The organism is Rhodococcus sp. Z6_132 (assembly GCF_058133635.1).
The window spans coordinates 111,818-138,620 of sequence record NZ_JBYUNP010000001.1 but is presented as its reverse complement, the minus strand read 5'-3'; the positions used below and the strand labels follow the sequence as shown (position 1 = coordinate 138,620).

At 72.5% G+C, this 26,803-nt stretch carries 25 protein-coding genes; 12 read left to right on the top strand and 13 right to left on the bottom strand.

Annotated features, from left to right (window positions below):
- Positions 1-84: 84 nt before the first annotated feature.
- Complete coding sequence (locus tag AC3YO9_RS00675) at positions 85-1,518, top strand: NAD(P)H-quinone dehydrogenase (protein WP_489981827.1); 1,434 nt, start codon at positions 85-87, stop codon at positions 1,516-1,518.
- Here the strand turns inward: AC3YO9_RS00675 and glpK are convergent, their stop codons facing one another.
- Positions 1,519-3,054, bottom strand: a complete 1,536-nt coding sequence (glpK, locus tag AC3YO9_RS00670; RefSeq protein ID WP_489981826.1) for a glycerol kinase GlpK — start codon at positions 3,052-3,054, stop codon at positions 1,519-1,521. It lies immediately after the preceding gene.
- 150 nt (positions 3,055-3,204) lie between these two features.
- Here glpK and AC3YO9_RS00665 point away from each other — a divergent pair, with 150 nt between their 5' ends.
- Together AC3YO9_RS00665 and AC3YO9_RS00660 are read left to right on the top strand one after the other, a co-directional pair.
- Positions 3,205-4,179 (top strand): MIP/aquaporin family protein, encoded by a 975-nt coding sequence (locus AC3YO9_RS00665; RefSeq protein ID WP_127783871.1) that lies wholly within the window; start codon positions 3,205-3,207, stop codon positions 4,177-4,179.
- Positions 4,180-4,252: 73 nt separating this feature from the next.
- Positions 4,253-5,977: a glycerol-3-phosphate dehydrogenase/oxidase gene (locus tag AC3YO9_RS00660; RefSeq protein ID WP_489981825.1), complete on the top strand. Its 1,725-nt coding sequence runs from the start codon at positions 4,253-4,255 to the stop codon at positions 5,975-5,977.
- 28 nt (positions 5,978-6,005) lie between these two features.
- On the opposite strand, the gene AC3YO9_RS00655 is transcribed toward AC3YO9_RS00660, so the two are convergent.
- The 5 genes from AC3YO9_RS00655 to AC3YO9_RS00635 form a co-directional block, all read right to left on the bottom strand.
- On the bottom strand, positions 6,006-6,566 hold the full coding sequence (locus tag AC3YO9_RS00655; RefSeq protein ID WP_489981824.1) for a GNAT family N-acetyltransferase: 561 nt from the start codon (positions 6,564-6,566) through the stop codon (positions 6,006-6,008).
- Between the two features lie 106 nt (positions 6,567-6,672).
- A complete protein-coding gene (locus AC3YO9_RS00650) occupies positions 6,673-8,472 on the bottom strand; it encodes an acetyl/propionyl/methylcrotonyl-CoA carboxylase subunit alpha (RefSeq protein ID WP_127783868.1) in 1,800 nt (599 codons plus the stop codon).
- A gap of 344 nt (positions 8,473-8,816) precedes the next feature.
- Positions 8,817-9,791 carry an NADPH:quinone oxidoreductase family protein gene (locus tag AC3YO9_RS00645; protein WP_489981823.1) on the bottom strand — a complete coding sequence of 325 codons (975 nt, stop codon included), beginning with the start codon at positions 9,789-9,791 and terminating at the stop codon, positions 8,817-8,819.
- A gap of 56 nt (positions 9,792-9,847) precedes the next feature.
- Positions 9,848-10,279: a SufE family protein gene (locus tag AC3YO9_RS00640; protein WP_489981822.1), complete on the bottom strand. Its 432-nt coding sequence runs from the start codon at positions 10,277-10,279 to the stop codon at positions 9,848-9,850.
- Complete coding sequence (locus AC3YO9_RS00635) at positions 10,276-11,178, bottom strand: sulfurtransferase (protein ID WP_489981821.1); 903 nt, start codon at positions 11,176-11,178, stop codon at positions 10,276-10,278. Before AC3YO9_RS00635 ends, AC3YO9_RS00640 begins: the two co-directional genes overlap by 4 nt.
- Positions 11,179-11,428: 250 nt before the next feature.
- Between AC3YO9_RS00635 and AC3YO9_RS00630 the strand changes: the two genes are divergently transcribed.
- Positions 11,429-12,511: a ScyD/ScyE family protein gene (locus AC3YO9_RS00630; protein ID WP_489981820.1), complete on the top strand. Its 1,083-nt coding sequence runs from the start codon at positions 11,429-11,431 to the stop codon at positions 12,509-12,511.
- Positions 12,512-12,644: 133 nt separating this feature from the next.
- Here AC3YO9_RS00630 and AC3YO9_RS00625 read toward each other — a convergent pair whose 3' ends face one another.
- From AC3YO9_RS00625 to AC3YO9_RS00615, 3 genes are read right to left on the bottom strand one after another with little or no spacing between them, the layout of a single operon-like run.
- Positions 12,645-13,286, bottom strand: coding sequence for a Maf family protein (locus AC3YO9_RS00625; protein WP_489981819.1), 642 nt, complete (start codon positions 13,284-13,286; stop codon positions 12,645-12,647).
- A gap of 7 nt (positions 13,287-13,293) precedes the next feature.
- Positions 13,294-13,563 carry an acyl-CoA carboxylase epsilon subunit gene (locus AC3YO9_RS00620; RefSeq protein ID WP_489981818.1) on the bottom strand — a complete coding sequence of 90 codons (270 nt, stop codon included), beginning with the start codon at positions 13,561-13,563 and terminating at the stop codon, positions 13,294-13,296.
- Positions 13,560-15,197 carry an acyl-CoA carboxylase subunit beta gene (locus AC3YO9_RS00615; protein WP_489981817.1) on the bottom strand — a complete coding sequence of 546 codons (1,638 nt, stop codon included), beginning with the start codon at positions 15,195-15,197 and terminating at the stop codon, positions 13,560-13,562. The genes AC3YO9_RS00620 and AC3YO9_RS00615 overlap by 4 nt, the downstream gene beginning before the upstream one ends.
- A 65-nt stretch (positions 15,198-15,262) precedes the next feature.
- Between AC3YO9_RS00615 and AC3YO9_RS00610 the strand changes: the two genes are divergently transcribed.
- Genes AC3YO9_RS00610 through AC3YO9_RS00595 form a run of 4 tightly spaced genes read left to right on the top strand, consistent with a single transcriptional unit; the run spans position 15,263 to position 18,795 of the window.
- Positions 15,263-16,093 carry a biotin--[acetyl-CoA-carboxylase] ligase gene (locus tag AC3YO9_RS00610; protein ID WP_127783863.1) on the top strand — a complete coding sequence of 277 codons (831 nt, stop codon included), beginning with the start codon at positions 15,263-15,265 and terminating at the stop codon, positions 16,091-16,093.
- Positions 16,094-16,128: 35 nt separating this feature from the next.
- On the top strand, positions 16,129-16,677 hold the full coding sequence (locus AC3YO9_RS00605; protein WP_489981816.1) for a PH domain-containing protein: 549 nt from the start codon (positions 16,129-16,131) through the stop codon (positions 16,675-16,677).
- Between the two features lie 36 nt (positions 16,678-16,713).
- Entirely contained in the window at positions 16,714-17,421 is a 708-nt protein-coding gene (locus AC3YO9_RS00600) for a response regulator transcription factor (RefSeq protein WP_127783861.1), read from the top strand.
- 15 nt (positions 17,422-17,436) lie between these two features.
- On the top strand, positions 17,437-18,795 hold the full coding sequence (locus tag AC3YO9_RS00595) for a sensor histidine kinase (RefSeq protein WP_489981815.1): 1,359 nt from the start codon (positions 17,437-17,439) through the stop codon (positions 18,793-18,795).
- A gap of 41 nt (positions 18,796-18,836) precedes the next feature.
- On the opposite strand, the gene AC3YO9_RS00590 is transcribed toward AC3YO9_RS00595, so the two are convergent.
- Entirely contained in the window at positions 18,837-19,379 is a 543-nt protein-coding gene (locus tag AC3YO9_RS00590) for a GtrA family protein (protein WP_127783859.1), read from the bottom strand.
- A gap of 161 nt (positions 19,380-19,540) precedes the next feature.
- On the opposite strand from AC3YO9_RS00590, the gene AC3YO9_RS00585 reads away from it, so the two are divergent.
- The 3 genes from AC3YO9_RS00585 to AC3YO9_RS00575 all read left to right on the top strand — a co-directional run bounded on the left by AC3YO9_RS00585 (position 19,541) and on the right by AC3YO9_RS00575 (position 22,489).
- Positions 19,541-20,758: a 5-(carboxyamino)imidazole ribonucleotide synthase gene (locus AC3YO9_RS00585; RefSeq protein ID WP_489982545.1), complete on the top strand. Its 1,218-nt coding sequence runs from the start codon at positions 19,541-19,543 to the stop codon at positions 20,756-20,758.
- Entirely contained in the window at positions 20,751-21,251 is a 501-nt protein-coding gene (purE, locus tag AC3YO9_RS00580) for a 5-(carboxyamino)imidazole ribonucleotide mutase (RefSeq protein ID WP_277601698.1), read from the top strand. Before AC3YO9_RS00585 ends, purE begins: the two co-directional genes overlap by 8 nt.
- 68 nt (positions 21,252-21,319) lie before the next feature.
- Positions 21,320-22,489, top strand: a complete 1,170-nt coding sequence (locus AC3YO9_RS00575) for an acyl-CoA dehydrogenase family protein (protein ID WP_164860664.1) — start codon at positions 21,320-21,322, stop codon at positions 22,487-22,489.
- Between the two features lie 117 nt (positions 22,490-22,606).
- On the opposite strand, the gene AC3YO9_RS00570 is transcribed toward AC3YO9_RS00575, so the two are convergent.
- Genes AC3YO9_RS00570 through AC3YO9_RS00560 form a run of 3 tightly spaced genes read right to left on the bottom strand, consistent with a single transcriptional unit; the run spans position 22,607 to position 25,435 of the window.
- A complete protein-coding gene (locus AC3YO9_RS00570; RefSeq protein WP_489982544.1) occupies positions 22,607-23,458 on the bottom strand; it encodes a sulfite exporter TauE/SafE family protein in 852 nt (283 codons plus the stop codon).
- A gap of 7 nt (positions 23,459-23,465) precedes the next feature.
- Positions 23,466-24,047 (bottom strand): rhodanese-like domain-containing protein, encoded by a 582-nt coding sequence (locus AC3YO9_RS00565; RefSeq protein WP_489981814.1) that lies wholly within the window; start codon positions 24,045-24,047, stop codon positions 23,466-23,468.
- Positions 24,044-25,435 carry a rhodanese-like domain-containing protein gene (locus AC3YO9_RS00560; RefSeq protein ID WP_489981813.1) on the bottom strand — a complete coding sequence of 464 codons (1,392 nt, stop codon included), beginning with the start codon at positions 25,433-25,435 and terminating at the stop codon, positions 24,044-24,046. Before AC3YO9_RS00560 ends, AC3YO9_RS00565 begins: the two co-directional genes overlap by 4 nt.
- 313 nt (positions 25,436-25,748) lie before the next feature.
- Between AC3YO9_RS00560 and AC3YO9_RS00555 the strand changes: the two genes are divergently transcribed.
- Entirely contained in the window at positions 25,749-26,645 is an 897-nt protein-coding gene (locus tag AC3YO9_RS00555; protein ID WP_489981812.1) for a nuclear transport factor 2 family protein, read from the top strand.
- The last annotated feature ends 158 nt before the right edge of the window (positions 26,646-26,803 follow it).

The following is a 26,803-nucleotide window of genomic DNA, read 5'->3' as shown; positions in this document are numbered from 1 at the left end:
ACCGTGGGTGCCGTCAAACCCGCGTCCCTTGGTCCTACCGGGCCCCGACGTGGGCATCGAGCATGACCAAGCTTGGAGGAACCAGTGACCCGCATCGTGATCATCGGTGGTGGCCCTGCCGGGTACGAGGCGGCACTCGTGGCGGCGCAGTACGGCGCCGACGTGGTGGTCGTGGAGGCCGAGGGCCTCGGCGGGGCCTGCGTGCTCTACGACTGCGTGCCCTCCAAGACGTTCATCTCCTCCGCGGGCGTGCGCACCGACCTGCGGCGCGCGGCGGACCTGGGTGTGCAGATCGACCTGGACGAGGCCGCGGTGGCCGTGCCCGTGGTGCACGGCCGGGTGAAGTCCCTCGCCCTGGCCCAGTCGGCCGACATCCGGGTGCGCCTGCAGCGCGAGGGCGTGGAGCTCATCCGCGGCAGCGCGCGCCTGGTGGACGACGTCCCCGGCCTGGCCACGCACCGGGTGGCGGTGGAGCGGCTGGACGCGGAGGGCAACGTGACCCCGCCCGAGGAGGGCGAGGCCGAGGTGCTCGACGCCGACGTGGTGCTGCTGGCCACCGGCGCCCGCCCCCGGGTGCTGCCCGGTGCGGTGCCCGACGGCGAGCGGATCCTGGACTGGCGCCAGATCTACGACCTCACCGAGCTGCCCGAGCACCTCATCGTGGTCGGCTCCGGCGTGACCGGCGCGGAGTTCGTCTCCGCCTACACCGAGATGGGCGTCAAGGTCACGCTGGTCTCCAGCCGCGACCGCGTGCTGCCCGGGGAGGACGCCGACGCCGCCGCGGTGCTGGAGGCGGTGCTCGCCGAGCGCGGCGTCACCCTGGTCAAGGAGGCCCGCGCCGAGACGGTGGAGCGCACCGAGTCCGGGGTTCGGGTGGTGATGGCCGACGGTCGCACGGTGGAGGGCAGCCACGCCCTGATGACGGTGGGCTCCGTGCCCAACACCGCAGGCCTGGGCCTGGAGCAGGTCGGCCTGCAGCTCAACCGGGGCGGCTACATCCCGGTGGACCGGGTCTCCCGCACCCAGGTGCCGGGCATCTACGCCGCCGGCGACTGCACCGGCCTGCTGCCGCTGGCCTCCGTGGCCGCGATGCAGGGCCGCACCGCCATGTGGCACGCCCTCGGCGAGGGCGTGCTGCCCATCAAGCTCAAGACCGTGGCCTCGGCGGTGTTCACCCGGCCGGAGCTGGCGACGGTGGGCATCAGCCAGAACGCGATCGACGCCGGCGAGGTGGCCGCGCGCACCGTGCTGCTGCCGCTGGCCACCAACCCGCGCGCCAAGATGCAGGGTCTGCGCCGCGGCTTCGTCAAGCTGTTCTGCCGGCCCTCCACCGGCGTGGTCATCGGTGGCGTGGTGGTGGCCCCGGTGGCGTCGGAGCTGATCCTGCCCATCGCGCTGGCCGTGCAGCACCACCTCACCGTCACCGACCTGGCCCAGACGTTCTCGGTGTACCCGTCGCTGTCCGGGTCGATCACCGAGACCGGCCGCCAGCTGATGGGCCACGACGACCTGGACTAGCTACTCCTCGTCGTCGACCCAGTCGAAGGTGCGGGTGACCGCCTTCTGCCAGCCGGCGTAGAGACGGTCGCGCTCCGCGGGGTCCATCGCCGGTGACCAGGTCTTGTCCTCGCGCCAGTTCTCCCGGATGTCGTCCTCGCTGGCCCAGAACCCCACCGCGAGACCGGCGGCGTAGGCCGCGCCCAGGGCGGTGGTCTCCGCCACCACCGGACGGACCACCTCCACGCCGAGCAGGTCGGCCTGGAACTGCATGAGCAGCTCGTTGACCACCATGCCGCCGTCGACCTTGAGCACCCTGAGGTCGACTCCGGAGTCCTTGTTCATCGCGTCGATCACCGCACGGGTCTGGTAGGCCGTCGCCTCGAGGACGGCCCGGGCGAGGTGGCCCTTGGTGACGTAGCGGGTGAGCCCGACGATGGCGCCGCGGGCGTCGGAGCGCCAGTACGGGGCGAACAGCCCGGAGAAGGCGGGCACGAAGTAGGCCCCGCCGTTGTCGTCCACCGAGCGGGCGTGGGTCTCGATGTCGGCGGCGGTGTCGATCATGCCCAGGTTGTCCCGCAGCCACTGCACCAGCGAGCCGGTGACGGCGATGGATCCCTCCAGCGCGTACACCGGGGCGTTCTCGCCGATCTTGTAGCAGACGGTGGTGAGCAGCCCGTTCTTGCTCATCACCTTCTCGGTGCCGGTGTTCAGCAGCACGAAGTTGCCGGTCCCGTAGGTGTTCTTGGCCTCGCCCGGCACCAGGCAGGCCTGGCCGAAGGTGGCTGCCTGCTGGTCGCCCAGGATGCCGGCGATGGGCACCCGGCTGAGCGTGCCGCGGGCGCGCACCTCGCCGTAGATCTGTGAGGAGCTCTTGATCTCGGGCAGCATCGACTCCGGGATGCCCATGTCCGCGCAGATCGCCGGGTCCCAGGCCAGGGTGTCCAGGTCCATCAGCAGCGTCCGCGAGGCGTTGGTGACGTCGGTCTGGTGCACCCCGCCGTCCGGGCCGCCCGTCATGTTCCACAGCACCCAGGAGTCCATGGTGCCGAAGCACAGCTCGCCGGCCTCGGCCCGCTCCCGCGCTCCCTCGACGTTGTCCAGGATCCACATCACCTTGGGGCCGGAGAAGTACGTGGCCAGCGGCAGCCCGGTGACGTCGCGGTAGCGGTCCGGGCCGTCGTCGGTGCCCAGGGCCGAGCAGATGCGGTCGGTGCGGGTGTCCTGCCAGACGATCGCGTTGTAGATCGGCTCGCCGGTGCGGCGGTCCCACACCACCGCGGTCTCCCGCTGGTTGGTGATGCCCACCGCGGCAATGTCGTCGGCGGTGAGGTCGGCGTCGGCCAGCGCCCCCGCGGTGACGTTGCGGACGTTGTTCCAGACCTCCATCGGGTCGTGCTCCACCCAGCCGGCCCGCGGGAAGATCTGCTCGTGCTCGCGCTGGTCGACGGCAACCACGCGGCCGGAGTGGTCGAAGATCATGCACCGGCTGGACGTGGTGCCCTGGTCGATCGCGGCAACGTACTTCTGGGGGGCGGCGCTGCTGGAGCTGCTCACGGGTCCTCCCTCTCTCCTGGCCGGTCCTGGGCTGCGGTTGTACCGTTCTGAGGTGGGTGACGTAGCCCACACGCTATCGCGTGAGGCGGTGCCGGTGGACGGCGAAGGCGGTGCCGGTGGACGGCGAAGGCAGTGCCGGGAGGCGAGGCCATGACCGACGTGACTCCGCTGCGACGAGCCGTTCGCCAGGGCAGCGGGCTGAAGCGGCTGGGCGGGACCTGGGGGGAGTGCCTGGCCGAGGGCCTGGGCACCTTCGTGCTCATCTCCTTCGGCAACGGCGTGGTGGCGATGGCCGTGGCGGGGCTGCCCGGCTCCGAGCGCACCGAGAGCCCCACCACGTTCTTCCTGGGTGCCGGTGACTGGCTGCTGATCACCTGGGGCTGGGCGCTGGCCGTGGCCTTCGGGGTGTACGTGGCCGGCGGCGTGAGCGGGGCGCACCTCAACCCCGCGGTCACCCTGGCGTTCGCCGTGCGCCGCGGGTTCGCCTGGCGCAAGGTCGCGCCCTACATGGGCTCCCAGGTGGTCGGTGCCTTCCTCGGAGCCGCGCTGGTCTACCTGGTCTACTACGACGCGATCGACGCGTACAACGCGGCGGTGGGGGCCACCAGGAGCTCCGCCGGCGGCAACACCACCTTCTCCATCTTCGGCACCGTGCCTGCGCCGTACTTCGAGGGCGCCATCGCCGGACCGCTGATCGACCAGGTGGTGGGCACCGCGTTCCTCATCGTCTTCGTGGCGGCGGTGGTCGACCTGCGCAACCAGGCGGTGCGGGCCAACCTCGGCCCGCTGCTGGTCGGTCTGGTGGTGGCCGCGATCGGGATGTCCTTCGGCGCCAACGCCGGGTACGCCATCAACCCTGCTCGTGACTTCGGGCCGCGGCTGTTCGCGTTCTTCGCCGGGTGGGGCGAGGTGGCGCTGCCGGGAACGGTGCCGGGCGCCTTCAGCTGGTACTTCTGGATACCCATCGTGGGTCCGCTGGTCGGGGGCGTGGTCGGCGTGCTCATCTACGATTGGTTCATCGGTGACGTGCTGCACGCCAGGTCGGCACTGCAGGCGTCCGACGACGCCTTCGACGCCCCCCGGCACCGTGCTGACGAGACCGACCCGCTCGCCTCCGAGGAGTGACCACGCGGCGCGGCGGAGGCAGCACGACGACACGGTGCACCGCAGGCAGGCACGTCCGACCCAGGGAGCCGACTTGACCGAGCAGCAGCGAGATGGAGTGTTGGGCCCGCGCGAGCGTGCGGAGGCCTGGGAGAAGCTGGGTGCCGAGCAGTTCGACGTGATCGTCATCGGCGGTGGGGTGGTGGGCGCGGGCGCGGCGCTGGACGCGGCCACCCGAGGGCTGCGGGTGGCCCTGGTGGAGGCGCGCGACCTGGCGTCGGGCACGTCCAGCCGCTCGTCCAAGATGTTCCACGGTGGCCTGCGCTACCTGGAGCAGCTGGAGTTCGGCCTGGTGCGCGAGGCGCTGCACGAGCGGGAGCTGTCGCTGTCCACCCTGGCCCCGCACCTGGTCAAGCCGCTGAAGTTCCTCTACCCGCTCACCCACCGGGTGTGGGAGCGCCCGTACGTGGCGGCGGGGATGTTCCTCTACGACACCATGGGCGGGGCCAAGTCGGTGCCGCGCCAGCACCACCTCACCCGGGCGGCAGCGCTGCGGCTGGCTCCGGGGCTCAAGCCCAAGGCGCTGGTCGGCGGCATCCGCTACTACGACACCGTGGTGGACGACGCCCGGCACACCATGACGGTGGCCCGCACGGCGGCGCACTACGGCGCGGTGGTGCGCACCTCCACCCAGGTGGTGGGGTTCCTCCGCGAGGCCGACCGGATCAGCGGGGTGCGGGTGCGCGACTCCGAGGACGGTCGGGAGACCGAGGTGCACGGCCACGCCGTCATCAACGCCACCGGTGTGTGGACCGACGAGCTGCAGCACGTCGCCGGCGGGCGTGGGCGGTTCAAGGTGCGGGCCTCCAAGGGCGTGCACGTCGTGGTGGGTCGGGACAAGATCGTGAGCGAGGCGGCGATGATCCTGCGCACCGAGACCTCGGTGCTGTTCGTCATCCCGTGGGGCCACCACTGGATCATCGGCACCACCGACACCGACTGGAACCTCGACCTGGCGCACCCGGCGGCCACCCGTGCCGACATCGACTACCTGCTCGACCACGTCAACCGGGTGCTGGCGGTGCCGCTGACCCCCGCCGACATCGAGGGCGTCTACGCCGGCCTGCGCCCACTCCTGGCGGGGGAGAGCGAGCAGAGCTCCAAGCTCTCCCGCGAGCACGCCGTGGCCCGGGTCGCGCCCGGGCTGGTGGCCATCGCCGGCGGCAAGTACACCACCTACCGGGTGATGGGCGCCGATGCCGTGGACGTCGCCGCCGAGGACGTGCCCACCCGGGTGGCGGACTCGGTGACCGACAAGGTCCCGCTGCTGGGGGCGGACGGCTACTTCGCGCTGGTGAACCAGGCACAGCAGGTGGGTGAGCGCCACGGGCTGCACCCCTACCGGGTGCGCCACCTGCTCGACCGCTACGGCTCGGAGATCGACCAGGTGCTCGCGCTGGCCGCCGACGACCCGAGCCTGCTGCGTCCCCTCGCGAAGGCGCCGGACTACCTGCGGGTGGAGGCGGTGTACGGCGCTGCGGCCGAGGGCGCGCTGCACCTGGAGGACGTGCTGGCCCGGCGCACCCGCATCTCCATCGAGTACGACCACCGCGGCGTGGACTGCGCCAGGGAGGTGGCCGAGCTGCTGGCCCCGGTGCTCGGGTGGGACGAGGCGACCACCACGCGGGAGGTGGAGACCTACACGTCGCGGGTGCACGCCGAGGTGGAGTCGCAGACCGAGCTCACCGACGCTGCTGCGGACGCGCTGCGCGCCGCCGCCCCCGAGGCGCGGGAGAAGATCGCCGAGCCGCTGACCTGAGCCGCCCTGACGGCTGCTCCGACCAGGCCTAGTCGGTGGCCAGCCGGGCGTGCAGCAGCACGTCTTGCCACTCGTCGTCGAGCAGCGCCGCCTGTCGCAGGCGACCCTCGGCGGTCATGCCGCAGCGCAGCGCGATCGTCGCGGCGGCGGGGTTGTCCGCGGTGTGCAGGTAGCTGAGCCGGTGCAGGCCCAGCCCGCCCAGCCGCTCTGGGGCCAGGGCCAGCCGGGTGACCGCTCCGGCGGCGGTGCCCATGACGCCGCGGCGGCGGTGTGCCGGCGCGGTCCAGCAGGCCAGCTCCGCGCTGCGGTGGGTGTGGTCGACGTTGCGCAGCCGAACCTCGGCGAGCATCTCCCCGGTGGTGGGCTCGCACACGGCCCAGGAGAAACCGGTCTCGTCGGCCCACTGCGTGACGCGCCGCGCCACCGAGGCCACCGCCTCCTCCCGGGTGCGCACGACCAGCTCAGGGGCGTGGCGCAGGGTGGCGGGGTCGTCCGCGGTGGTCAGCAGCGTGGCGCAGTCGTCCACCCGCTCGTCGGCGCGCAGCGCGCGCAGGTACCAGGTGCCGGCGTTGATCTCGATCGGCTCCACGGTCGGGGCTCCCTCGGGGCTGGTCTGGTCGGGTCTCGGGCCGAACGTGCACCGGCCCTGCCTCGCGAAGCTCGCGGGGCAGGGCCGGTGAGTCGATCAGGTGCTGCTAGTCGTTCAGCTCGCAGAGCACGGTGCCCTGGGTGACCGCCGCGCCGGGCTCGACGGAGAGGCCGGAGATGGTGCCGTCCTTGTGGGCGGTGACCGGGTTCTCCATCTTCATCGCCTCGAGCACCGCGATGAGCTCGCCCGCGGTGACCTGCTGGCCCTCCTCGACGGCAACCTTGACGACGGTGCCCTGCATGGGCGCCACCACCGAGTTGCCCGATGCGGCAGCGCCACCACCGGAACGCTTGCGGGACTTGGGCTTCTTGGCCGCAGCCGCGCCACCGCCGCCACCGAGGGCGAGGTCGCCGGGCAGCGACACCTCCAGGCGGCGTCCGCCCACCTCGACCACCACGGTCTGGCGGGGGGTGGTGTCGTCGTCGGCGGGAACCGCGCCGCCGAAGGGCTCGACGGTGTTCTCCCACTCGGTCTCGATCCAGCGGGTGTGCACGTCGAAGCCCTCGTCGGTGCCGATGAAGGCGGGGTCGCGGACGACCAGCCGGTGGAAGGGCACCACGGTGGCCATGCCCTCGACGACGAGCTCGTCGAGCGCGCGGCGGGAGCGCTCCAGCGCCTGCTTGCGGTCGGCGCCGCTGACGATCAGCTTGCCGAGCATGGAGTCGAACTGGCCGCCGATGACGCTGCCGCTCTCCACGCCCACGTCGTTGCGGACGCCGGGGCCGGCGGGGGGGACGAAGCGGGTGACGGTGCCGGGGGCGGGCAGGAAGCCGCGGCCCACGTCCTCACCGTTGAGGCGGAACTCGAAGGAGTGCCCGCGGGGCTCGGGGTCCTCGGTGATCTCCAGGGCCTTGCCCTCGGCGATGCGGAACTGGGCACGCACCAGGTCCATGCCGGTGGTCTCCTCGCTCACCGGGTGCTCCACCTGCAGGCGGGTGTTCACCTCGAGGAAGGAGATGAGCCCGTCCTGGCCCACCAGGTACTCCACCGTGCCGGCGCCGTAGTAGCTGGCCTCCTTGCAGATGGCCTTGGCGCTGGTGTGGATCTCCTTGCGCTGCTCGTCGGTGAGGAACGGCGCGGGGGCCTCCTCGACCAGCTTCTGGAAGCGGCGCTGCAGGGAGCAGTCGCGGGTGCCGACGACGATGACGTTGCCGTGCATGTCGGCCAGGACCTGCGCCTCCACGTGGCGGGGCTTGTCCAGGTAGCGCTCCACGAAGCACTCGCCGCGACCGAAGGCGCTGACGGCCTCGCGGGTGGCGGAGTCGAACAGCTCGGGGATCTCCTCGATGCTGCGGGCGACCTTCATGCCGCGGCCACCGCCACCGAAGGCGGCCTTGATGGCGACGGGCAGACCGTGCTCCTTGGCGAAGGCCACGACCTCGTCGGCGTTGGCCACCGGGTCGTTGGTGCCGGGGACCAGGGGCGCACCCGCGCGGGTGGCGATGTGCCGGGCGGTCACCTTGTCGCCGAGGTCGCGGATGGACTGCGGGCTCGGGCCGATCCAGATGAGGTCGGCGTCGATGACGGCCTGGGCGAAGTCGGCGTTCTCGGAGAGGAAGCCGTAGCCGGGGTGGATCGCGTCCGCGCCGGACTTCTTCGCGGCGTCGAGGAGCTTCTCGATGTTGAGGTAGGAGTCGGCTCCGGTCTGGCCACCGAGCGCGAAGGCCTCGTCGGCCAGGCGCACGTGCGGGGCGTCCGCGTCCGGCTCGGCGTAGACGGCGACGCTGCTGATGCCCGAGTCGGCGCAGGCACGGATGACGCGGACCGCGATCTCGCCACGGTTGGCGACGAGCACCTTCGTGATCGCTGCGCTGTCCTGGGTGGGCGCTGAGCCTGGAGTCGGCACGAAGCCTCCTGTCGTCGCGGGCGATCGCCACGGCGGGGATCGCGGGAGTTTGCCTGTGGAGTCTAGGCAGCCGATGTCGCTGGCTGCTCACGAGGTGGTTGCCGCGCACGTCGTGTCGCGGCAGCCACGGCTCTGCAGGCGGGACTCATCGTCGCACCTGCCCCGGTCCACGCCGCGCGGGGCTCCCGCTCGGTGGTCACGCCGGACCTGGCGAGCTGGGCAGTGGCGACCGGTCAGCAGTGGCGCAGCCCCCACTCGTGGTGGGCGTCTCGGCCGGCTGGCTGCTCGCTCGTGCCGGCCAGCATGCGCGTCGGCTGCCGCGCTGACCAGCCCCTGCGCGCGGCTCAGCGCAGGGTGAGCACGACCTTGCCCAGCGCCTCGCGGCGCTCCAGCGCACCGATGGCGTCGGCAGCCTGCTCCAGCGGGAACACCGAGGGCTGCGGGGCGCTCAGCTCCCCAGAGGCCAGCCACGGCTGGATCTGCGCCCACTGCGACGACACGTACCCGGGGTGCGTCATGAACCACGCGCCCCAGCCGGCCCCCACCACGTCCACGTTGTTGAGCAGCAGCCGGTTCACCTTGACGGTGGGGATGTCACCGCCGGTGAAGCCGACCACCACCAGCCGACCGGCAGGGGCGAGGGCACGGATGCTGTCGGTGAAGCGGTCGCCGCCGACGGGGTCGAGGATGACGTCGACGCCGGTGCCGCCGGTGAGCTCCTTCACCTGGGCCAGCCAGCCCTCGGCCAGCACCACCTCGTCGGCGCCGGCCTCGCGGGCGGTGGCCACCTTGGCCTCGGTGCTCACCACCGCGATGGTGCGCGCGGCGCCGAGCAGCTTGGCCATCCGCAGCGTGGAGGTGCCGATGCCGCCGGCGGCGCCGTGCACCAGCACCGTCTCGCCGTCGGCCAGCCGACCGCGCTTGCCCAGCGCGAAGTGCACGGTGAGGTCGTTGAACAGCAGGCCGGCACCAGCAGCCATGGAGACGGCGTCGGGCAGCGGGAAGGTCATGTCCGGGGACAGGTTGGCCACCTCGGCCATGCCGTCACCCATGCCGGTCAGCCCCACCACCCGGTCGCCCGGGGTGAAGCCGCTGCCCTCCGGCGCCGACAGCACCACCCCGGCCACCTCGCTGCCCGGGGTGAACGGCGGCTCGGGCTTGTACTGGTAGAGCCCGCGGGTGAGCAGCGCGTCGGGAAAGGCGACCCCGGCGGCGTGCACCTGCACCCGCACCAGCGCGTCGTCCTGCTTCGGCTCGGCCACCTCGGCGACCTCGACTGCGTCGGGACCATCGAGGCTGGTGATCTGGACGGCGCGCATGCGGAACCTCTCTGGACGGACGGGAGAACCGGGCTGGACGGGCGACCAGCTGCTGCTCAGGCTTGCTGAGCCTCGCGGACCTGACGCTTGATCCGGCTGAGCATCGCGGAGAGCCCGCGCAGGCGCAACGGGCTGACCGCCTCGCCCAGGCCGAAGGCGAGGTAGAAGTCCTCCGGCACGGCGAGCACGGTCTGCCGGCTCTCCCCGTCCAGGCCCTGGTGCAGGATCGAGGCGAACCCGCGGGTGGTGGGCGACTCCGGCGGGGCGGAGAAGTACAGCCGCACGTGCTCGGCGTCGGCGGCGTCGACCTTGAGGAACAGCGTCGTCTGGCACTCCGGCACCGGCTCGAGGAGCTCCGGGTGCTCGGCCAGCTCGGCGGGCAGGGCGGGCAGCTCGTCGCTGAGCTCCAGCAGCAGCTGCAGCTTGTCCTGACCCTCGACGGCCTCGAAGTCCTCGATGATCTCGGTCAGCTTGGCGGGCAGGGTCACGAGGTCGGGACCTCCCCGCGCTCCGCGCCGCGCACGATCGGCACCCGGACCATGTTGCCCCACTCGGTCCAGGACCCGTCGTAGTTGCGCACCTTGTCGTAGCCCAGCAGGTGGGTGAGCACGAACCAGGTGTGGCTGGAGCGCTCACCGATGCGGCAGTAGGCGATCACGTCGTCACCGGGGGTGAGGCCGGCCTCGTCCTGGTACACCGCCTCCAGCTCGGCGCGGGACTTGAAGCGCCCGTCCTCCGCGGCGGCCTTCGCCCACGGGACGCTGGCGGCGGAGGGGATGTGTCCGCCCCGCAGGGCGCCCTCCTCCGGGTAGTCAGGCATGTGGGTGCGCTCGCCGGTGTACTCCGGCACCGAGCGCACGTCGATGAGGGGACCGCGGCCCAGGTGGGCGAGCACGTCGTCCTTGAAGGCGCGGATGGCCTCGTCGGAGCGCTGCACCACCGGGTACTCGGCGGGGGTGACGGTGGGCTTGTCCCGGGTGAGCTCGCGGCCCTCGGCCTGCCACAGCGTGCGGCCACCGTTCATCAGCCGCACGTCGGGGTGGCCGAAGAGGGTGAAGACCCAGAGGGCGTAGGCGGCCCACCAGTTGCTCTTGTCGCCGTAGATCACCACGGTGTCGTCGCGGCTGATGCCCTTGCTGGCCATCAGCCGGGCAAAGCCCTCGCCGTCGACGTAGTCCCGGGTGACCGGGTCGTTGAGGTCGGTGTGCCAGTCGATCTTGACCGAGCCGGGGATGTGGCCGCTCTCGTAGAGCAGCACGTCCTCGTCGGACTCGACGATCTTCAGGCCGGGCTCGCCCAGGTGCCCGGCCACCCAGCCGGTGGACACCAGGCGCTCGGGATGGGCGTAGTCGGCGAGCTCGGCGTTCTGTTCCGCAGCGACGGGCACAGCTACCTCCAAGGCAAACGTGTGTGTGCGCCAACGTGGCGCATGCAGTGCTGACGTTGCCACAGGTGGCCGACGGATTCCCACGCGGCCCGGCGGTTGCTCGAGGAAACCCTTGGCGCGCTGCATATCCCCAGGTCAGAGGGCTAACGACCTTGTCAACGCGCCAGCGCCACGTTACGTTGCTCACACCAACTTCACGTCCAGGGGGGCCGAGATGCGGGGAAACACACGACGGAGGCGGACAGCGGCGGTGTGCACCGCAGCTGCGGCGACCGCCATGGCGCTGGTGGCGGCACCCAGCGTCCACGCGCAGGAGACCGGTCCGCCACCCCCGTACTCGGTGGTCGTCGGCGGGTTGAACAACCCCTACGACGTGCAGGGCGGCCCGCTGGGTCTGCTCTACGTCACCGAGGCTGGAGCCGGCCAGGTCACCGCCGTGCTGCCCCCGCTGCAGCTCAGCGTCCCGCTGGTGCAGAACCTGGGCGGGATCGCCAGCGCCACCGTGCCGTGGGGCCAGCTGCCCTTCGTCACCGGTGCGCCGGAGCCGGGCACCGAGGCACCGCCGCTGCCCGCGGGCTCACCCGACCCGGCGTCGCTGTACCTGGCCAACCTGTTCGGACCGCCGCAGAAGGTCGCGGACCTCACCGCTTACGAGCGGGCCAACAACCCGGACGGCCAGCTGCAGGAGGGGCCGAACGGCGAGCTGCTCGACGCGTTGTCCAACCCGTTCCGCGTCCTCAAGCGCAGCTACTTCGAGGACGCCTACATCGCCGACGGCGGTGCCAACGACGTGCTGGCGGTCGACTTCCTCGGCAACGTGCGCACGCTGTTCGTCCCACCGACGGTGAACACCGGCGCGTGCGCGGGCCTGCCCAACAACTCGCCGGAGACACCGGGCTGCGACTCGGTGCCCACCGGGCTGGCCTTCGGTCCCGAGGGCAGCCTCTACGTCAGCGCCTTCACCGCCGGGGTGCCCGGGGAGGGCCGGGTGTACGTGATCAACCCGGCCACCGGAGCGCTGGAGAACACCATCACCGGGCTGGACGGGCCCACCGGCGTGGCCGTGGGTCCGGACGGGGCGGTGTACGTCACCGAGGTGACCTACGGAGCGCCGGAGGGGGAGCAGCCCCCGCCGGACGCCCCACCGCCGGGGCGCATCGTGAAGATCGACCCGGACGGGGGCGGACGCTATGCCGCGGCGGTGCCCATGCCGCTGGGGATCACGTTCTCGGACGGGACCCTGTACGCCACCGCGATGTCGCTGGCGGGGCCGGGTGCCGGCCAGGTGGTGGCGGTGTCGCCCGACGGGTTCGAACAGCTCCCGGCGGACTGAGCCGGGCAGGGGCGAGCGGCCGCAGCGCCGCGGCGAGACGGCGGGTGCCGGGTCGAACGAGGACCCGACACCCGCCGATCCCTGTCCCCACGCCATCAGGAGGTTCGGTCGGGCAGTGCTGAGTCGGGCAGGGTCAGGCTCCGGCGGGCGCCCAGAGGGTGTGCACCGCGACGCCCACCTCGGCGAGCAGTCCGCGCAGCAGGGGCAGCCCGATGCCGATGACGCTGGAGGGGTCGCCGTCGATGCCGTCCACGAACCAGCCCCCCAGCCCGTCCAGGGTGAACGAGCCGGCCACCCGCAGCGGCTCCCCGGTGGCCAGGTAGGCCTGCAGCTCCGCCTCGGACGGGTCGGCGAAGCGCACCACGGTGCGGCCCACCCCGGTGGCCTGGCCGGTCACCGCGCCCTCGCGCACCCGCAGCACGGAGTGGCCGGTGAGCAGCTCGCCACTGCCGCCGGCCATCGCGCCCCACCGCTGCCGGGCCACCTCGGTGGTGCCCGGCTTGCCCACCAGAGCACCGCCGATGTGCAGCATGGAGTCGCAGCCGACCACGACGGCGTCGTGCAGCAGCGGGTCTGCGCCCAGGGCGGCGACCACGTCGGCGGCCTTGGCCTGGGCCAGCGCCGTCACCACTGCCTCCGGTGGCGCCTCGCCCAGCTCGGCGACGAGGGCGTCCTCGTCCACCCCGGAGACCCGCACCACCGGCTGCACCCCGGCCGCACGAAGCACGGCGAGGCGAGCCGGTGAGGCGGAGGCCAGCACCAGGGTGGTGGTCACGAGTGCGTCAGCGCGCCCTGACTGGCGAGGTCCACGCGCTCGACGACGGCATCGCCGAGGAGCGCAGCAGCAGCGCCGGGTCGTTCCACAGCGAGCGGGGCTCGGGCTCGGGCTCCGGCGAGGAGCTGGCGGCCGCCACCACGAGCACCAGCGCGGCCAGCTCGGCGTCGGTCGGCTGGCCACGCAGCACCCGCAGCATCGGCTCCGCCTGCGGCTGCTCAGGAGCCGGGGTGGCCTCCTGCGCGTCGGTACCTTCGCTCACGGCGTCCTCGCTCACAGGGGGATGTTCCCGTGCTTCTTGGGCGGCAGCGTCTCCCGCTTGCTCTCCAGGATCTTGAGCGCACGAGCCACCTGGCCACGGGTGTGCGAGGGCTGGATGACCGCGTCGACGTAGCCGCGCTCGGCGCCGATGTAAGGGTTGACGAGGGTGTCCTCGTACTCCTGCTGCAGCTGCTGGTGCAGGGCGTCGACATCCTCGCCGGCCGCCTTGGCCGCCGCCAGCTTGCGACGGTGCACGATGCCCACCGCGCCGGAGGCGCCCATCACGGCGATCTGGCCGGTGGGCCAGGACAGGTTCACGTCGGCACCGAGGTGCTTGGAGCCCATCACGTCGTACGCGCCGCCGTAGGCCTTGCGGGTGATGACGGTGACCTTGGGGACGGTGGCCTCGGCGTAGGCGTAGATCAGCTTGGCGCCGCGCCGGATGATGCCCATGTACTCCTGCTCGGTGCCGGGCAGGAAGCCGGGCACGTCCACCAGGGTCAGCACCGGGACGTTGAAGGCGTCGCAGGTGCGCACGAAGCGGGCGGCCTTCTCGCTGGCGTCGATGTCCAGGCAGCCGGCGAACTGGGTGGGCTGGTTGGCGACGATGCCGACGCTGCGGCCCTCCACCCGGGCGTAGCCGACCAGGATGTTCGGCGCCCACAGCGACTGGACCTCGAGGAACTCGCCGTCGTCGACGATGCGGGAGATGACCTCGTGCATGTCGTAGGGCTGGTTCGCGGAGTCCGGGATCAGCGTGTCCAGCTCGAGGTCGGCCTCGGTGACGTTGTCGGCGATGGAGCCCTCGGTCAGCGGCGGCGCGGGGAAGCGGGGGGCCTCGGAGAGGTTGTTGCTCGGCAGGTAGCTGAGCAGCTCCTTGACGTAGTCCAGCGCGTCCTGCTCGTCGCTGCCCATGTAGTGGGCGACACCGGACTTGCTGTTGTGCGTGCGCGCGCCACCCAGCTCCTCCATGGTGACGTCCTCGCCGGTCACGGTCTTGATGACGTCTGGGCCGGTGATGAACATCTGGCTGGTCTGGTCGACCATCACGATGAAGTCGGTGAGCGCGGGGGAGTAGACGTGACCACCGGCGCAGGGGCCCATGATCAGGGAGATCTGCGGGATGACGCCGGAGGCGTGCACGTTGCGCAGGAAGATCTCGCCGTAGAGGCCGAGGGAGACCACGCCCTCCTGGATGCGGGCGCCGGCGCCCTCGTTGATGCCGACCAGCGGGCGCCCGGTCTTGATGGCCAGGTCCATGACCTTGACGATCTTCTCGCCGTAGACCTCACCGAGGCTGCCGCCGAAGACGGTGGCGTCCTGGCTGAACAGGCACACCTCGCGGCCGTCGATGGTGCCGTAGCCGGTGACGACGCCGTCACCGAGGGGGCGGTTCTTCTCCAACCCGAAGTTGGTGGAGCGGTGCCGCGCCAGCGCGTCCAGCTCCACGAACGAGCCGGGGTCGAGCAGGGCCTCGATGCGCTCGCGGGCGGTCATCTTGCCCATCTCGTGCGCCTTCTCGGCGGCCTTGGCCGACCCGGCATGGATGGCGGCTTCCTCGCGCTGGTGGAAATCGGCGAGCTTGCCTGCGGTGGTGTGGATGTCTGGGGCAGAAGAGACCGCTTCCGCCTGCTCCGTCGCACTGGTCATGTCGCGGACTCTATCGGGCGCGCTCGCGTCGGTGTCAGCATGGCGGCACGTGGGACCATCGAGGCATGTGGACAGACCTGGACAGGCCCCCGCTGGACGCCGCGGCGCTGCGCTCGGCGCTGGTCGAACCGGCCGGTGGGTGGGCGGCCCTGGACGTGGTGACCAGCACCGGGTCCACCAACGCCGACCTGCTCGACGCCGCTCGGGCCGGGGCCGCGGACCGGACGGTGCTCATCGCCGAGGAGCAGGTTTCCGGCCGGGGCCGACACGCCCGTCAGTGGACCAGCCCGCCGCGCGCCGGGGTGAACCTGTCGGTGCTGCTGCGCACTCGCGGTGTGCCGCTGGACCAGCTGGGCTGGCTGCCGCTGCTGACCGGGGTGGCGGTGGCCGAGGCGGTGCAGCAGATCGCCGAGGTGCCGGTGACGCTGAAGTGGCCCAACGACGTGCTGGTGCACGGCCGCAAGCTGGGCGGCATCCTCGCCGAGCTGGCCGCCACCGGGCCGGACCCCGTGGTGGTGGTGGGGCTGGGCCTCAACGTCAGCCTGCGGGCCGAGGAGCTGCCCGTGCCCACCGCGACCTCGCTGGCGCTGGAGCAGTCCGCCTGCACCGATCGCGACCCGGTGGTGCGCGCGGTGCTGCGCGAGCTGGCCCGGCAGGAGCGCGCCTGGCGCGGCAAGGCCGGGGACCCGGTGCTGTCCGGGCTGGCGCAGGCCTACCGGGCGCGCTGCTCCACGCTGGGCCAGGAGGTGCTGGTGCACCTGCCGCACGGCGAAGAGCTCGCAGGAGAGGCGGTGGACGTGGACGCCACCGGCCGCCTGGTGGTGCGCGACGCCACCGGGCGCACCCACGCCCTGTCCGCCGGAGACGTGACACACGTGCGATCCGCGCAGCGGTAGCGTTCCCCGCGCCCGTCGTCGACCTGGGAGGTCTCGTGGCATACCCCGAGGACGCCCTCGCGCCGGAGGAGCAGGTGGTGCTGCACCGGCACCCGCACTGGAAGATGCTGGTCGGCCCCGTGCTGGCGCTGCTGGGCGTGGTGGGGCTGGCGTGCTTCCTGGCGGCCGCGGTGCGCAACCAGAGCTGGGCGCACGCCGGCTGGGTGGTGCTGGCCGTGCTGGCCGCCGCAGCGGTGGGGCGGCTGACGCTGCTGCCGTTCCTGCGCTGGGCCACCACCCACTTCGTGCTCACCGATCGTCGGATCCTGGTGCGCCAGGGGCTGCTGCACCGCTCGGGCCTGGACATCCCGATCACCCGCATCAACAGCGTCCGCTTCCGGCACAGCCTCACCGACCGGCTGCTGCGCACCGGCACGCTGATCGTGGAGTCGGCGTCGCAGGAGCCGCTGGAGTTCGACGACATCCCGCAGGTGGCGCGGGTGCACACGCTGCTCTACCACGAGGTGCTGGACAGCGGTCGGGGCCCGGCGGAGCGCGACCCCGACCGCGAGGCGTGGCCGGACCCGGCAAAGAGCGAGCGTTGAGCGCACCAAGCTCGGGCAGGCATAGGCTGGCTTCTTGTGACGAAGGTGTTGCTCGCGGAGGACGACGAGGCCATCGCGGTGCCGCTCGCCAGGGCCCTGCAGCGGGAGGGCTACGCGGTGGAGGTGGTGGCCGACGGGCCGGACACGCTGAAGCAGGCCACCACTGGTGACTTCGACCTGCTGGTGCTCGACCTGGGGCTGCCCGGCATGGACGGGCTGGAGGTGTGCCGCCGGTTGCGGACCGTGCGTCCGGACGTCGCGGTGCTCATGTTGACCGCGCGCACCGACGAGGTGGACTTCGTGGTGGGCCTGGACGCCGGGGCCGACGACTACGTGGGCAAGCCCTTCCGGGTGGCCGAGCTGATGGCCCGGGTGCGGGCGCTGCTGCGCCGCCGCGGCAGCGGGGGTGACGAGGTGCTCGACATCGCCGGCATCCGGCTGGACCACGCCGCGCGGCGGGTGTACGTGGACGGGCTCGAGGTGAGCCTGGCCAACAAGGAGTACGAGCTGCTCAAGCTGCTGCTGGAGCACGCCGGCCAGGTGGTCACCCGCGAGCAGATCCTCACCGAGGTGTGGGGCGACCCGTCGCTGCGCGGCTCCAAGACCCTGGACATGCACATGTCGTGGCTGCGCCGCAAGATCGGCGGGCACAGCAGCGGTGCCAGCGTCAGCGTGGACAACGGCGACCTCGACCGACGTATCTCCACCGTCCGCGGCGTCGGGTTCCGACTCAACCTCATCTGATCCGGTGGCTGCCTGATGCGCCGTCGCATCCTGATGTCCACCCTGCTGGTGGTGGCACTGACCGCGCTGCTGCTGGGGGTGCCGCTGATGTTCACCACCTGGCGGCTGGTGGACGACGTCACCACCGGTGACCTGGCTGCGCGGCTGGACCGGGTGGCTGCCGACCTCACCGCCCAGGAGGGCGACAACAACCGCATCGACGGCGTGCTGGACACCGACCGGCTGGGCCTGGCCCTGCCCGCGGGCGGACGGCTGCAGGTCACCTACCCCGACGGCAACGGCGCCATGCAGAGCGTGGTGATCGGGGCGCCGGAGGTGGCCAACCCGGTGGTGCAGGTGCTCGACCTGGGGCGCACCGGGTCGCTGGAGCTGCAGGTGCCCAGCGACGGGCTGCGCACCACCCAGCTGCAGGCGATGGCGGTGGTGCTGGTGGTCATCCTGGTGGCCACCGGCGGCGGGGCGCTGATCTCCACCATCACCGCCCGGCGGCTGGCTGGTCCGCTGATGGACGTCGCCCACCGAGCGGCCCGGCTGGGCTCGGGGGACTTCCGGGCCGACCCCACCCGCTACGACATCGCCGAGCTGGACCGCGTCTCCGACGTGCTGGACTCCTCCGCCGCGGAGCTCGCCGCCCTGGTGCGCCGCGAGCGCGAGCTGGTCGGCGACGTGTCCCACCAGCTGCGCAGCCGGCTCACAGCGGTGCGGCTGCGCCTGGACGAGCTGGCCGACCACGCCGACCCGGTGGTGGTGGAGGAGGCCGCGGCCGCGCTGGCCCAGGTGGACCGCCTGACCAACGCCATCAACGACATGGTGACCGCCTCGCGGGCGGTGCGGACCTCCGCCGCCGGCGCCACCGACGCCGCCCGGGTGCTGCACGAGCTGGTGGCGGAGTGGGAGCCGCTCTACACCGACGCCGGCCGGGTGCTGCGGGTGGACGTGCCGGAGAGCGCCACCGCCCGGGTGAACCAGGCGCGGCTGCGCGAGACCGTCGGTGTGCTGCTGGACAACGCGCTGGCCCACGGCGCGGGCGAGGTGCGGCTCACCATGCGGCTGGTGCCCGGGCGCCTGGGTCCCGGCAGCGACTCGTTCATGGAGCCCACCGCGCTCATCGAGGTGGCCGACGAGGGGCCGGGCGTGCCCGACGAGCTGGTCCGGCACGTCTTCGAGCGAGGGTTCAGCGGGGCGGACTCCACCGGCGTGGGGCTGGCGCTGGCCCGGTCGCTGGCCGAGACCGACGGGGGACGGCTGGAGCTGCGAAGGGCACGACCACCGGTGTTCGCGCTGTTCCTCACCGTGCCCCACCCCGACGGCGAGCCCGGCCCGGAGCCGACGCCCAGCCAGCGGCCCGCCACCGTGGCGCGCGAGCCCCGCTAGGGAACGCCCAGCGAGCTCGGACGATCAGCGAGCTCGGACGGTCAGCTGGCCTCGCGCTCAGCCAGGTCGTCGCCGGGAGGTTCCACCGCCGCCAGGTCCTCCTCCAGCTCGAGGAAGACGAACTTGCGGAAGGCCCACCAGCGGAACACCATCGCCAGCAGCGTGCCGATGATCTGCGCGCTGATGAAGTCGGCGATGTTCTCCTCGAGCGGGGTCACGTTGGGCACCCGCAGCTCGAAGACGTAGCTGGAGATCCACAGCGGCGCGGCGTTGATGCCCATGCCGACCGCACTGATCGCGAAGAACAGTGCCGCCTCGTGGTGGGTCTCGCGGCCACCGCGCGCCTTGAACGACCACTCGCGGTTGAGCACGTACGACAGGATCGTGGCCACCAGCACCGCGAAGATCTTGGCGGTCACCGGCTTCTCCGCCAGCACCGTGGTCTTGAGCAGGTAGAAGACGGCGGTGTCCACGATGAAGGTCGTGCCGCCGACCATGGCGAACTTGACTAGCTCACGGTGGGCGAGCGCCAGCTTTTGTAGCGGTGCTGGCATGCGGGCCACAGCCGCGTCGACGAAGGACACGACCCGCACTCTACGAGGCGACCTCGGGCTCCGACGCCTTGACCGGGCCGCCGCGTGGCCCGAGCACGGCTGCGCGGTGCGGGAGGTCACGCGAGCGCGTGGCACGATCTGTGCCTGTGACCGATGACGTGCAGCCCCGTCCCGTGGACCTCGCCACACCGGTGGCGCAAGCCCCGCGACCGGCCCCGGCCCGCGCCGGCGACTCGCCGGTGGTCGCCATGATCGGCGGCGGTCAGCTGGCCAGGATGACGGCCCAGGCCGCGGTCGCGCTGGGCCAGACCCTGCGGGTGCTCTCCGCCGGCCCGCAGGACCCCGCCGCGCAGGTCAGCCCGGACGTGGTGCTCGGTGCGCACACCGACCTGGCCGCGCTGCGGCTGGTGGCCGCCGGTGCCACGGCGGTCACCTTCGATCACGAGCACGTTCCCCAAGAGCACCTGCACACCCTGGTGGCCGAGGGAGTGGCGGTGCTGCCACCGCCGGAGGCGCTGCTGCACGCCCAGGACAAGCTGGTGATGCGCACGCGCCTGGCCGAGCTGGGCGCGCCGGTGCCGCCCTTTGCCGAGGTGCACCGCCCCGAGGACGTCATCGCCTTCGGCGGCACCCACGGCTGGCCGTGCGTGCTCAAGGCCATCCGCGGGGGCTACGACGGCCGCGGGGTGTGGATGCTCGACGCCGCCGAGCAGGCCCGCGCCGTGGTGGCCGAGCAGCTGGCGGCGGGCACCCCGCTGCTGGTGGAGCAGCGGGTGCCGTTCGTCCGGGAGCTGGCCGCCGTGGTGGCGCGCTCGCCGTTCGGGCAGGGCGCGGCCTGGCCGGTGGTGCAGACGGTGCAGCGCGACGGCATCTGCGCGCTGGTGCTGGCCCCGGCACCGCAGCTCTCCGACGCCCTGGCCGAGCAGGCCGAGCAGCTGGCCCTGGGCCTGGCCGCGCAGCTGGGCGTGGTGGGGGTGCTGGCCGTGGAGCTGTTCGAGACCGCCGACGGCGAGCTGCTGGTGAACGAGCTGGCGATGCGCCCGCACAACTCGGGGCACTGGAGCATCGAGGGGGCGCGCACCTCGCAGTTCGAGCAGCACCTGCGGGCGGTGCTGGACTACCCGCTGGGCTCCACCGCCATGACCGCGCCGGTGGTGGTGATGGCCAACGTGCTCGGGGCCGCGGAGGCGCCGGCGATGAGCATGGACGAGCGCACCCACCACCTGTTCGCCCGCCTGCCGCACGCCAAGCTGCACCTCTACGGCAAGGCGGAGCGGCCCGGTCGCAAGGTGGGCCACGTGACGATGCTCGGGGACGACCTGGAGCAGGTGCAGCGCGAGGCGGAGCTGGCGGCACGGTGGATGTCGCACGCGGAGTGGACCGACGGATGGGACGTGCACGGTGAGTGATCCGCAGGTGGGCCTGATCATGGGCAGCGACTCCGACTGGCCGGTGATGCAGGCGGCTGCCGAGGCGCTGGCCGAGTTCGAGGTGCCCTTCGAGGTGGGCGTGGTCTCCGCGCACCGCACCCCGCAGCGCATGCTCGACTACGCCACCAGCGCGGCCGGTCGGGGACTGCGGGTGATCATCGCCGGAGCCGGCGGGGCGGCGCACCTGCCCGGGATGGTGGCCTCGGCCACGCCGCTGCCGGTGATCGGCGTGCCGGTGCCGCTGAAGCACCTCGACGGCATGGACTCGCTGCTGTCCATCGTGCAGATGCCGGCCGGGGTGCCGGTGGCGACGGTGTCGGTGGGCGGGGCGCGCAACGCCGGCCTGCTCGCGGTGCGGGTGCTCGGGGCGAGCGATCCCGCGCTGCGCCAGCGGATGGCGGACTTTCAAGTGGCGCTGGAGAAGTCGGTGCACGCCAAGGACGCAGCGCTGCGCGAGAGCCTGCTGGGCTGAGGCGCCTGCTGCGGTGTGTGGCGGGCGACTACGATCGGGGTTACTAATCGTTAACCAGGAGGAACCCTGTGGCCAGCCAGTTCGGCAACCCCGACTTCGACATGTACCGCCTCGGTGACGAGCACGAGGCCCTGCGCGAGGCAGTGCGCTCGCTCGCCGAGAAGGAGATCGCGCCCTACGCGGCGGACGTCGACGAGCACGAGCGCTACCCCGAGGAGGCCCGCAAGGCCCTCGTGGCCGCCGGCTTCAACGCCGTGCACGTGCCGGAGCGCTTCGGCGGCGAGGGCGCCGACTCGGTCGCGGCCTGCATCGTCATCGAGGAGGTCGCGCGGGTCTGTGGCTCGTCGTCGCTGATCCCGGCGGTGAACAAGCTGGGCACCATGGGGCTGATCCTGTCCGGCAGCGAGGAGCTGCAGCAGCAGGTGCTGCCCTCCATCGCCTCCGGGGCGGCCATGGCCTCCTACGCGCTGAGCGAGCGCGAGGCCGGCTCCGACGCCGCGTCCATGCGCACCCGCGCCAAGGCCGACGGCGACGACTGGATCATCAACGGCACCAAGGCGTGGTGCACCAACGCGGGCGTGTCCCAGTGGTACACCGTGATGGCCGTGACCGACCCCGAGAAGGGTGCCAACGGCATCTCCGCGTTCATGGTCAACGCCGACGACGAGGGCATCTCGGTGGGTGCCAAGGAGCGCAAGCTCGGCATCAAGGGCAGCCCCACGCGCGAGGTCTACTTCGAGCAGTGCCGCGTGCCCGGCGACCGGATGATCGGCGCGCCCGGCACCGGCTTCAAGACCACCCTGAAGACGCTGGACCACACCCGGCCCACCATCGGTGCGCAGGCCGTCGGCATCGCCCAGGGCGCACTCGACGCGGCGATCGCCTACACCAAGGACCGCAAGCAGTTCGGCCAGTCCATCAGCCGGTTCCAGGGCGTGGAGTTCATGCTCGCCGACATGGCCATGAAGATCGAGGCCGCCCGGCACATGGTGTACACCGCCGCGGCGCGCGCAGAGCGGATGGAGCCCAACCTCGGCTTCATCTCCTCGGCCGCCAAGTGCTTCGCCACCGACGTCGCCATGGAGGTGACCACCGACGCCGTGCAGCTCTTCGGTGGCGCCGGCTACACCCGTGACTTCCCGGTGGAGCGGATGATGCGCGACGCCAAGATCACCCAGATCTACGAGGGCACCAACCAGATCCAGCGCATGGTGATGGCCCGCTCGCTGCTCAAGTAGGAGCCCCCGCTCATGTAGAACCCCCGCCTGCGGGTGCAGGCACCAGCGCCGCGCGGTGCGACCGGCAGACACCGGTCCCACCGCGCGGCGCTGTCGTGGGGCCAGGCGCCCGCGCTGTCAGGTCCCCACGTGGCGGAGCGGGCACCGCGGCACCAGTGCCGAGCAGGTCGCCATCGCTGCGGCCACGCCCAGGAGGGCGACCAGTCCCGGGAGCCGGATGCCCTCGGGCGCCTCCTGGATGAGCACGAACGCGCCCATGGCCAGCACGAACCAGCCGAAGACCCGGCGCAGGGCGTCGGCCGGGATGCGGTCGACCAGCCGGGCGCCCAGCAGGCTCCCGACCACGGCGGCGGCGGTGATGGCCCCCACGAGGGACCAGTCGATCGACACCGTGGCCAGGTAGCCCGTCAGCCCGGCGAAGGACTTCATGGCGATGACCAGCAGCGAGGTGCCCACGGCCACCCCCATCGGGAGCCCGGCGAGCAGCGCCAGCGCCGGGACCACCAGGAAGCCGCCGCCCGCGCCGACCAGTCCGGTGACCAGGCCGACGGCCGCGCCGTCGAGCAGGACCCGGCCCACCGGCAGCTGGGCGTGCGCCTGCGCGCCATCGGCCGGCTTGCGGCCGCGGAGCATGGCGACCGCGGTGGCCACCATCATCGCGGCGAACCCGATCATCAGCAGCTGTGCGGGCAGGTGCCCGCCGAGGAGTCCGCCGACCAGCGCGCCGGCCATGCCGGCGGCACCGAAGAGCAGCCCGGTGCGCCACCGGACGCGCCCGCCGCGGGCGTGGCCGACGACGCTGACCGCGGAGGTCACCCCGACCACCACGAGCGAGGCGGCGATCGCCTCCTTGGCGTCCATGCCGGCCACGTAGACCAGCAGGGGCACCATCAGGATCGACCCGCCGCCGCCGAGCAGCCCCAGGGCGAGCCCGACGACGACGGCGAGGGTGACGGTGAGCGCGATCAGCACCGGGTCACCGCCGCTGGCTCAGCTGGTCCAGGGCTGAGCCGGTGGTGCGGGCGCCGCGGGTGTTCCACGGCATCCGCGCCAGGGCCATGCCCATCGCGCAGGTGTTGGAGACGGCGGCGAAGACCAGGCCGCCGCCGACGAACCCGGACAGCCACTTCGCCCGCGGCACGACGGTGCTGCCGAGGACCCCGGTGAGCACGAGCGCCCCGGCGGCCAGGCGCACCTGCCGCTCCAGCTCCCAGCTCTGCCGACCGCGGTTCACCGCGCCGCCGGCCTGCTCCCAGCTCACCATGCCGCCGGCGAGGACGGTGGCGGAGGTGAGGCCGCCCGCCTGCAGCGCCTGCCGGGCCTGTCCCGCCCGCGCGCCGGAGCGGCAGACCAGGACCACGTCGTGGTGGTCGTCGAGCACCGAGCAGAGCTCGTCCAGGGAGGCCTTCAGCTCGTCCAGGGGGACGTTGAGCGCGCCGGGGACGTGGCCCGCCTCGAACTCCGCCGGGGTGCGCACGTCGATCAGCGTGGGGTCCGGGCTGGAGCTGTCGCCGAGGCGCTCGGCGAGGGTGGGGGCGTCGACGTCGGGAGTGCTCATGCGGGGGTCTCCTGGTGGTTCTCGGTGGGGTGGACGAGGGGGCAGCCGGCGAGGCCGGCGCTGTCGAAGGAGTCGTCGACCGCGACGACCTCCACGCCCCGGGCGTCGAGCAGGCTGGCCACGACCGCGGCGCGGTAGCCCCCGGCGCAGTGCACCCAGACCGGGCCGGCCGGCACCTCGTCGAGGCGGTGCAGCACCTCGTGGATCGGGACGTGCGTGGACCCGGCGATGTGGGCCTGCGCTCGCTCCTGGTCGCGGCGCACGTCGAGGATCGCCGTCCGGGGGTTGCCGGCCAGCTCGGCGGCCAGGTCGGCGAAGGTGGCCGTGGCGTGGCTGCGCAGCGGCTGGCCGCCGGCCCAGTCCTCGGGGCGGCCGGTGGCCATGGCGGCCGGCCGGTCGATGCCGATGCGGACCAGCTCGCGCTGGGCCTCGGCGACGTCCTCGGCCGCCTCGCCGAGCAGCGTCACCGGGGTGCCCCAGGGAATCAGCCAGCCGAGGTAGGTGACGAGCTGGCCGTCGAGGCCGAGGCTGAGGGTGCCGGCCACGTGCCCAGCGGCGAACGCGGTGCGGGTGCGCAGGTCCACCACCCACTCGCCGTCGTGGATGCGCCGGCGCAGCTCGGCGGGGTCGGCCTCGGTCGGCAGGGACAGGTCCACCTCGGCGGGGCCGGCGGCGTTGGCCGGGCCCATGTGCGCGTAGTAGGCAGGGTAGGCGTCCAGGCCGGCCAGCAGCTCCGCCACGTAGCGGGCCTCGTCGTTGGTCAGGGCAGGGTTGGCGAGCTTCTCCTGGCCGATGGTGCTGGCGGTCCCGCCGGACTGGGTGGCCGAGCAGAAGCTGCCGAAGCCGTGCGTCGGGTAGATCGCGGTGGGGTCGGGCAGCTCGGCGGCCAGCCGCCGTGCCGAGTGCCACTGGGCGTGGGCGAGGGTGTCGGTGTGGTCGGGGCCGAGCAGGTCGGGGCGGCCGGTGGAGCCGAGGAGCAGCGAGCCACCGGTGAACACCGCGACCGGCTCGTCGCCCTCGGACAGGGCGAAGGACAGGTGGGTGTGGGTGTGCCCCGGGGTGAGCAGGACCGTCACCCGCATCCGGTCACCGACCTCCACGACGTCGCCGTCGGAGACACCGGTGCGCTCGAAGGAGACCGGGTCGTCGGCGTTGAGCAGGTACTGCGCGCCGACCTCGCGGGCCAGCTGGTAGCCGCCGGTGACGTAGTCGTTGTGGATGTGCGACTCGAAGACGTGCGTGATGCGCACCCCGGCGGCCGCCGCCAGCCCGACGACGCGGTCGACGTCACGCTGGGGGTCGACCACCAGGGCGACCTCGCCGTCGTGGGCCAGGTAGGTGCGGTCACCCAGGCCGGGGGTGTCCAGGGGAAGGACGGTGATCGTCATGGGTTCCTCTCGTGCTGTGGTGTCGCCTGGTCAGGAAGCGGTCTGGACCGGGCACCCGGCCTCGATCCACGCCGCGGTGCCGCCGGCCACGCTGGTGGCGTCGGTGCCGACCGCGTGCGCCGGTCGATCTCGGGCCTCACGGCAGCTCCTGAAACGGCGTTTCCTATACCTAGGGGGGTATATGTTCTCCACCGTAGCACGGCAGATCGCCTACCCCCGGGGGTATCGCGTTCCGGTGGGTGGAAGCGCCGTCCTGCCGGCGTGGTCGCCGTCCGCAGAATGACGCGGGACACAGCTTGGGAAGGGACGCACCATGACGAGCCCCGAGACCGCCATCACCAACCTGCTCCACCGCTACGCCGAGCTCATGGACGCCGGCCGGTTGGACGACGCCGCCGCGCTGTTCCGGCACGCCCAGGTGCGCAGCGGGGGAGACCGGGTTCTCGACGAGGCCGGTTTGCTGGCGCAGTGGCGCGCCATGGTGAAGCTGTATCCCGACGGCACGCCGCGGACCAAGCACGTCATCACCAACCCCATCGTGGAGATCGACGAGACGGCCGGCCGCGCCACCTGCCGGTCGTACTACACGGTCCTGCAGGCCACCCCCACGCTGCCGCTGCAAGTGGTGGCGGCCGGGCGGTACCACGACGAGCTGGAGCGGGTGGACGGGACGTGGCGCTTCGCCGCCCGCGACTACACGATGCTCGACCTGGTGGGCGACGTGTCCGAACACCTGGCCTTTCCGGTGCCTGGTGCGGCCACGGCGTTCCCCGGTGCCGACCACGCCGACGTCACCGCCGTGGTCAACCGCTACGCCTACGCCCTGGACGACCGCGACTGGGACCGGCTCGACCAGGTGTTCACCGAGGACGCCGTCGCCCGCTACGGCCACCCCAGCCGCCCGGTGATCGAGGGACGGGTGGCCCTGGTGGACTCGATCAAGGCGATGCTCGGTGGGTGCGGGCCCTCGCAGCACCTGCTGGCCACGCACGTCGTCACCGTCGACGGCGACACCGCGGAGTCCACCTGCAAGGCGCGGGTGTACCACCACGGCGCCGGTGATCGGGCCGCGCTGGACCCCTACGAGTGCTTCGGCGTGTACCGCCACCAGCTGCGCCGAACGGCGGCGGGGTGGCGGATCACCGACCTGCTCTTCCACGTGCAGCACACCGTCGGCGACATCAACGTCCTGCAGCCCGCCCAGGCCTGAGCGGCCTGCGCCGCTCGAGCCTGACCGGCCTGCGCCGCTCGACTACGTCGTCTCGCGCACCGGCACGTCGCTGAGCAGGACGCATCCGAGTGCCGCCGCCTCCGGGCCACGCCAGCCGGGGCGGGTAGCAGACCGGCCGGCGTCGCGGTGCGGAAGCC

Coding starts and splice junctions, on each gene's coding strand:
- AC3YO9_RS00665 (WP_127783871.1), top strand. CDS start 3,205: ATGACCGACGTGACTCCGCTGCGACGAGCCGTTCGCCAGGGCAGCGGG.
- AC3YO9_RS00645 (WP_489981823.1), bottom strand. CDS start 9,791: ATGCGCGCCGTCCAGATCACCAGCCTCGATGGTCCCGACGCAGTCGAG.
- AC3YO9_RS00615 (WP_489981817.1), bottom strand. CDS start 15,197: ATGACCAGTGCGACGGAGCAGGCGGAAGCGGTCTCTTCTGCCCCAGAC.
- AC3YO9_RS00610 (WP_127783863.1), top strand. CDS start 15,263: ATGTGGACAGACCTGGACAGGCCCCCGCTGGACGCCGCGGCGCTGCGC.
- AC3YO9_RS00595 (WP_489981815.1), top strand. CDS start 17,437: ATGCGCCGTCGCATCCTGATGTCCACCCTGCTGGTGGTGGCACTGACC.
- AC3YO9_RS00565 (WP_489981814.1), bottom strand. CDS start 24,047: ATGAGCACTCCCGACGTCGACGCCCCCACCCTCGCCGAGCGCCTCGGC.
- AC3YO9_RS00560 (WP_489981813.1), bottom strand. CDS start 25,435: ATGACGATCACCGTCCTTCCCCTGGACACCCCCGGCCTGGGTGACCGC.
- AC3YO9_RS00555 (WP_489981812.1), top strand. CDS start 25,749: ATGACGAGCCCCGAGACCGCCATCACCAACCTGCTCCACCGCTACGCC.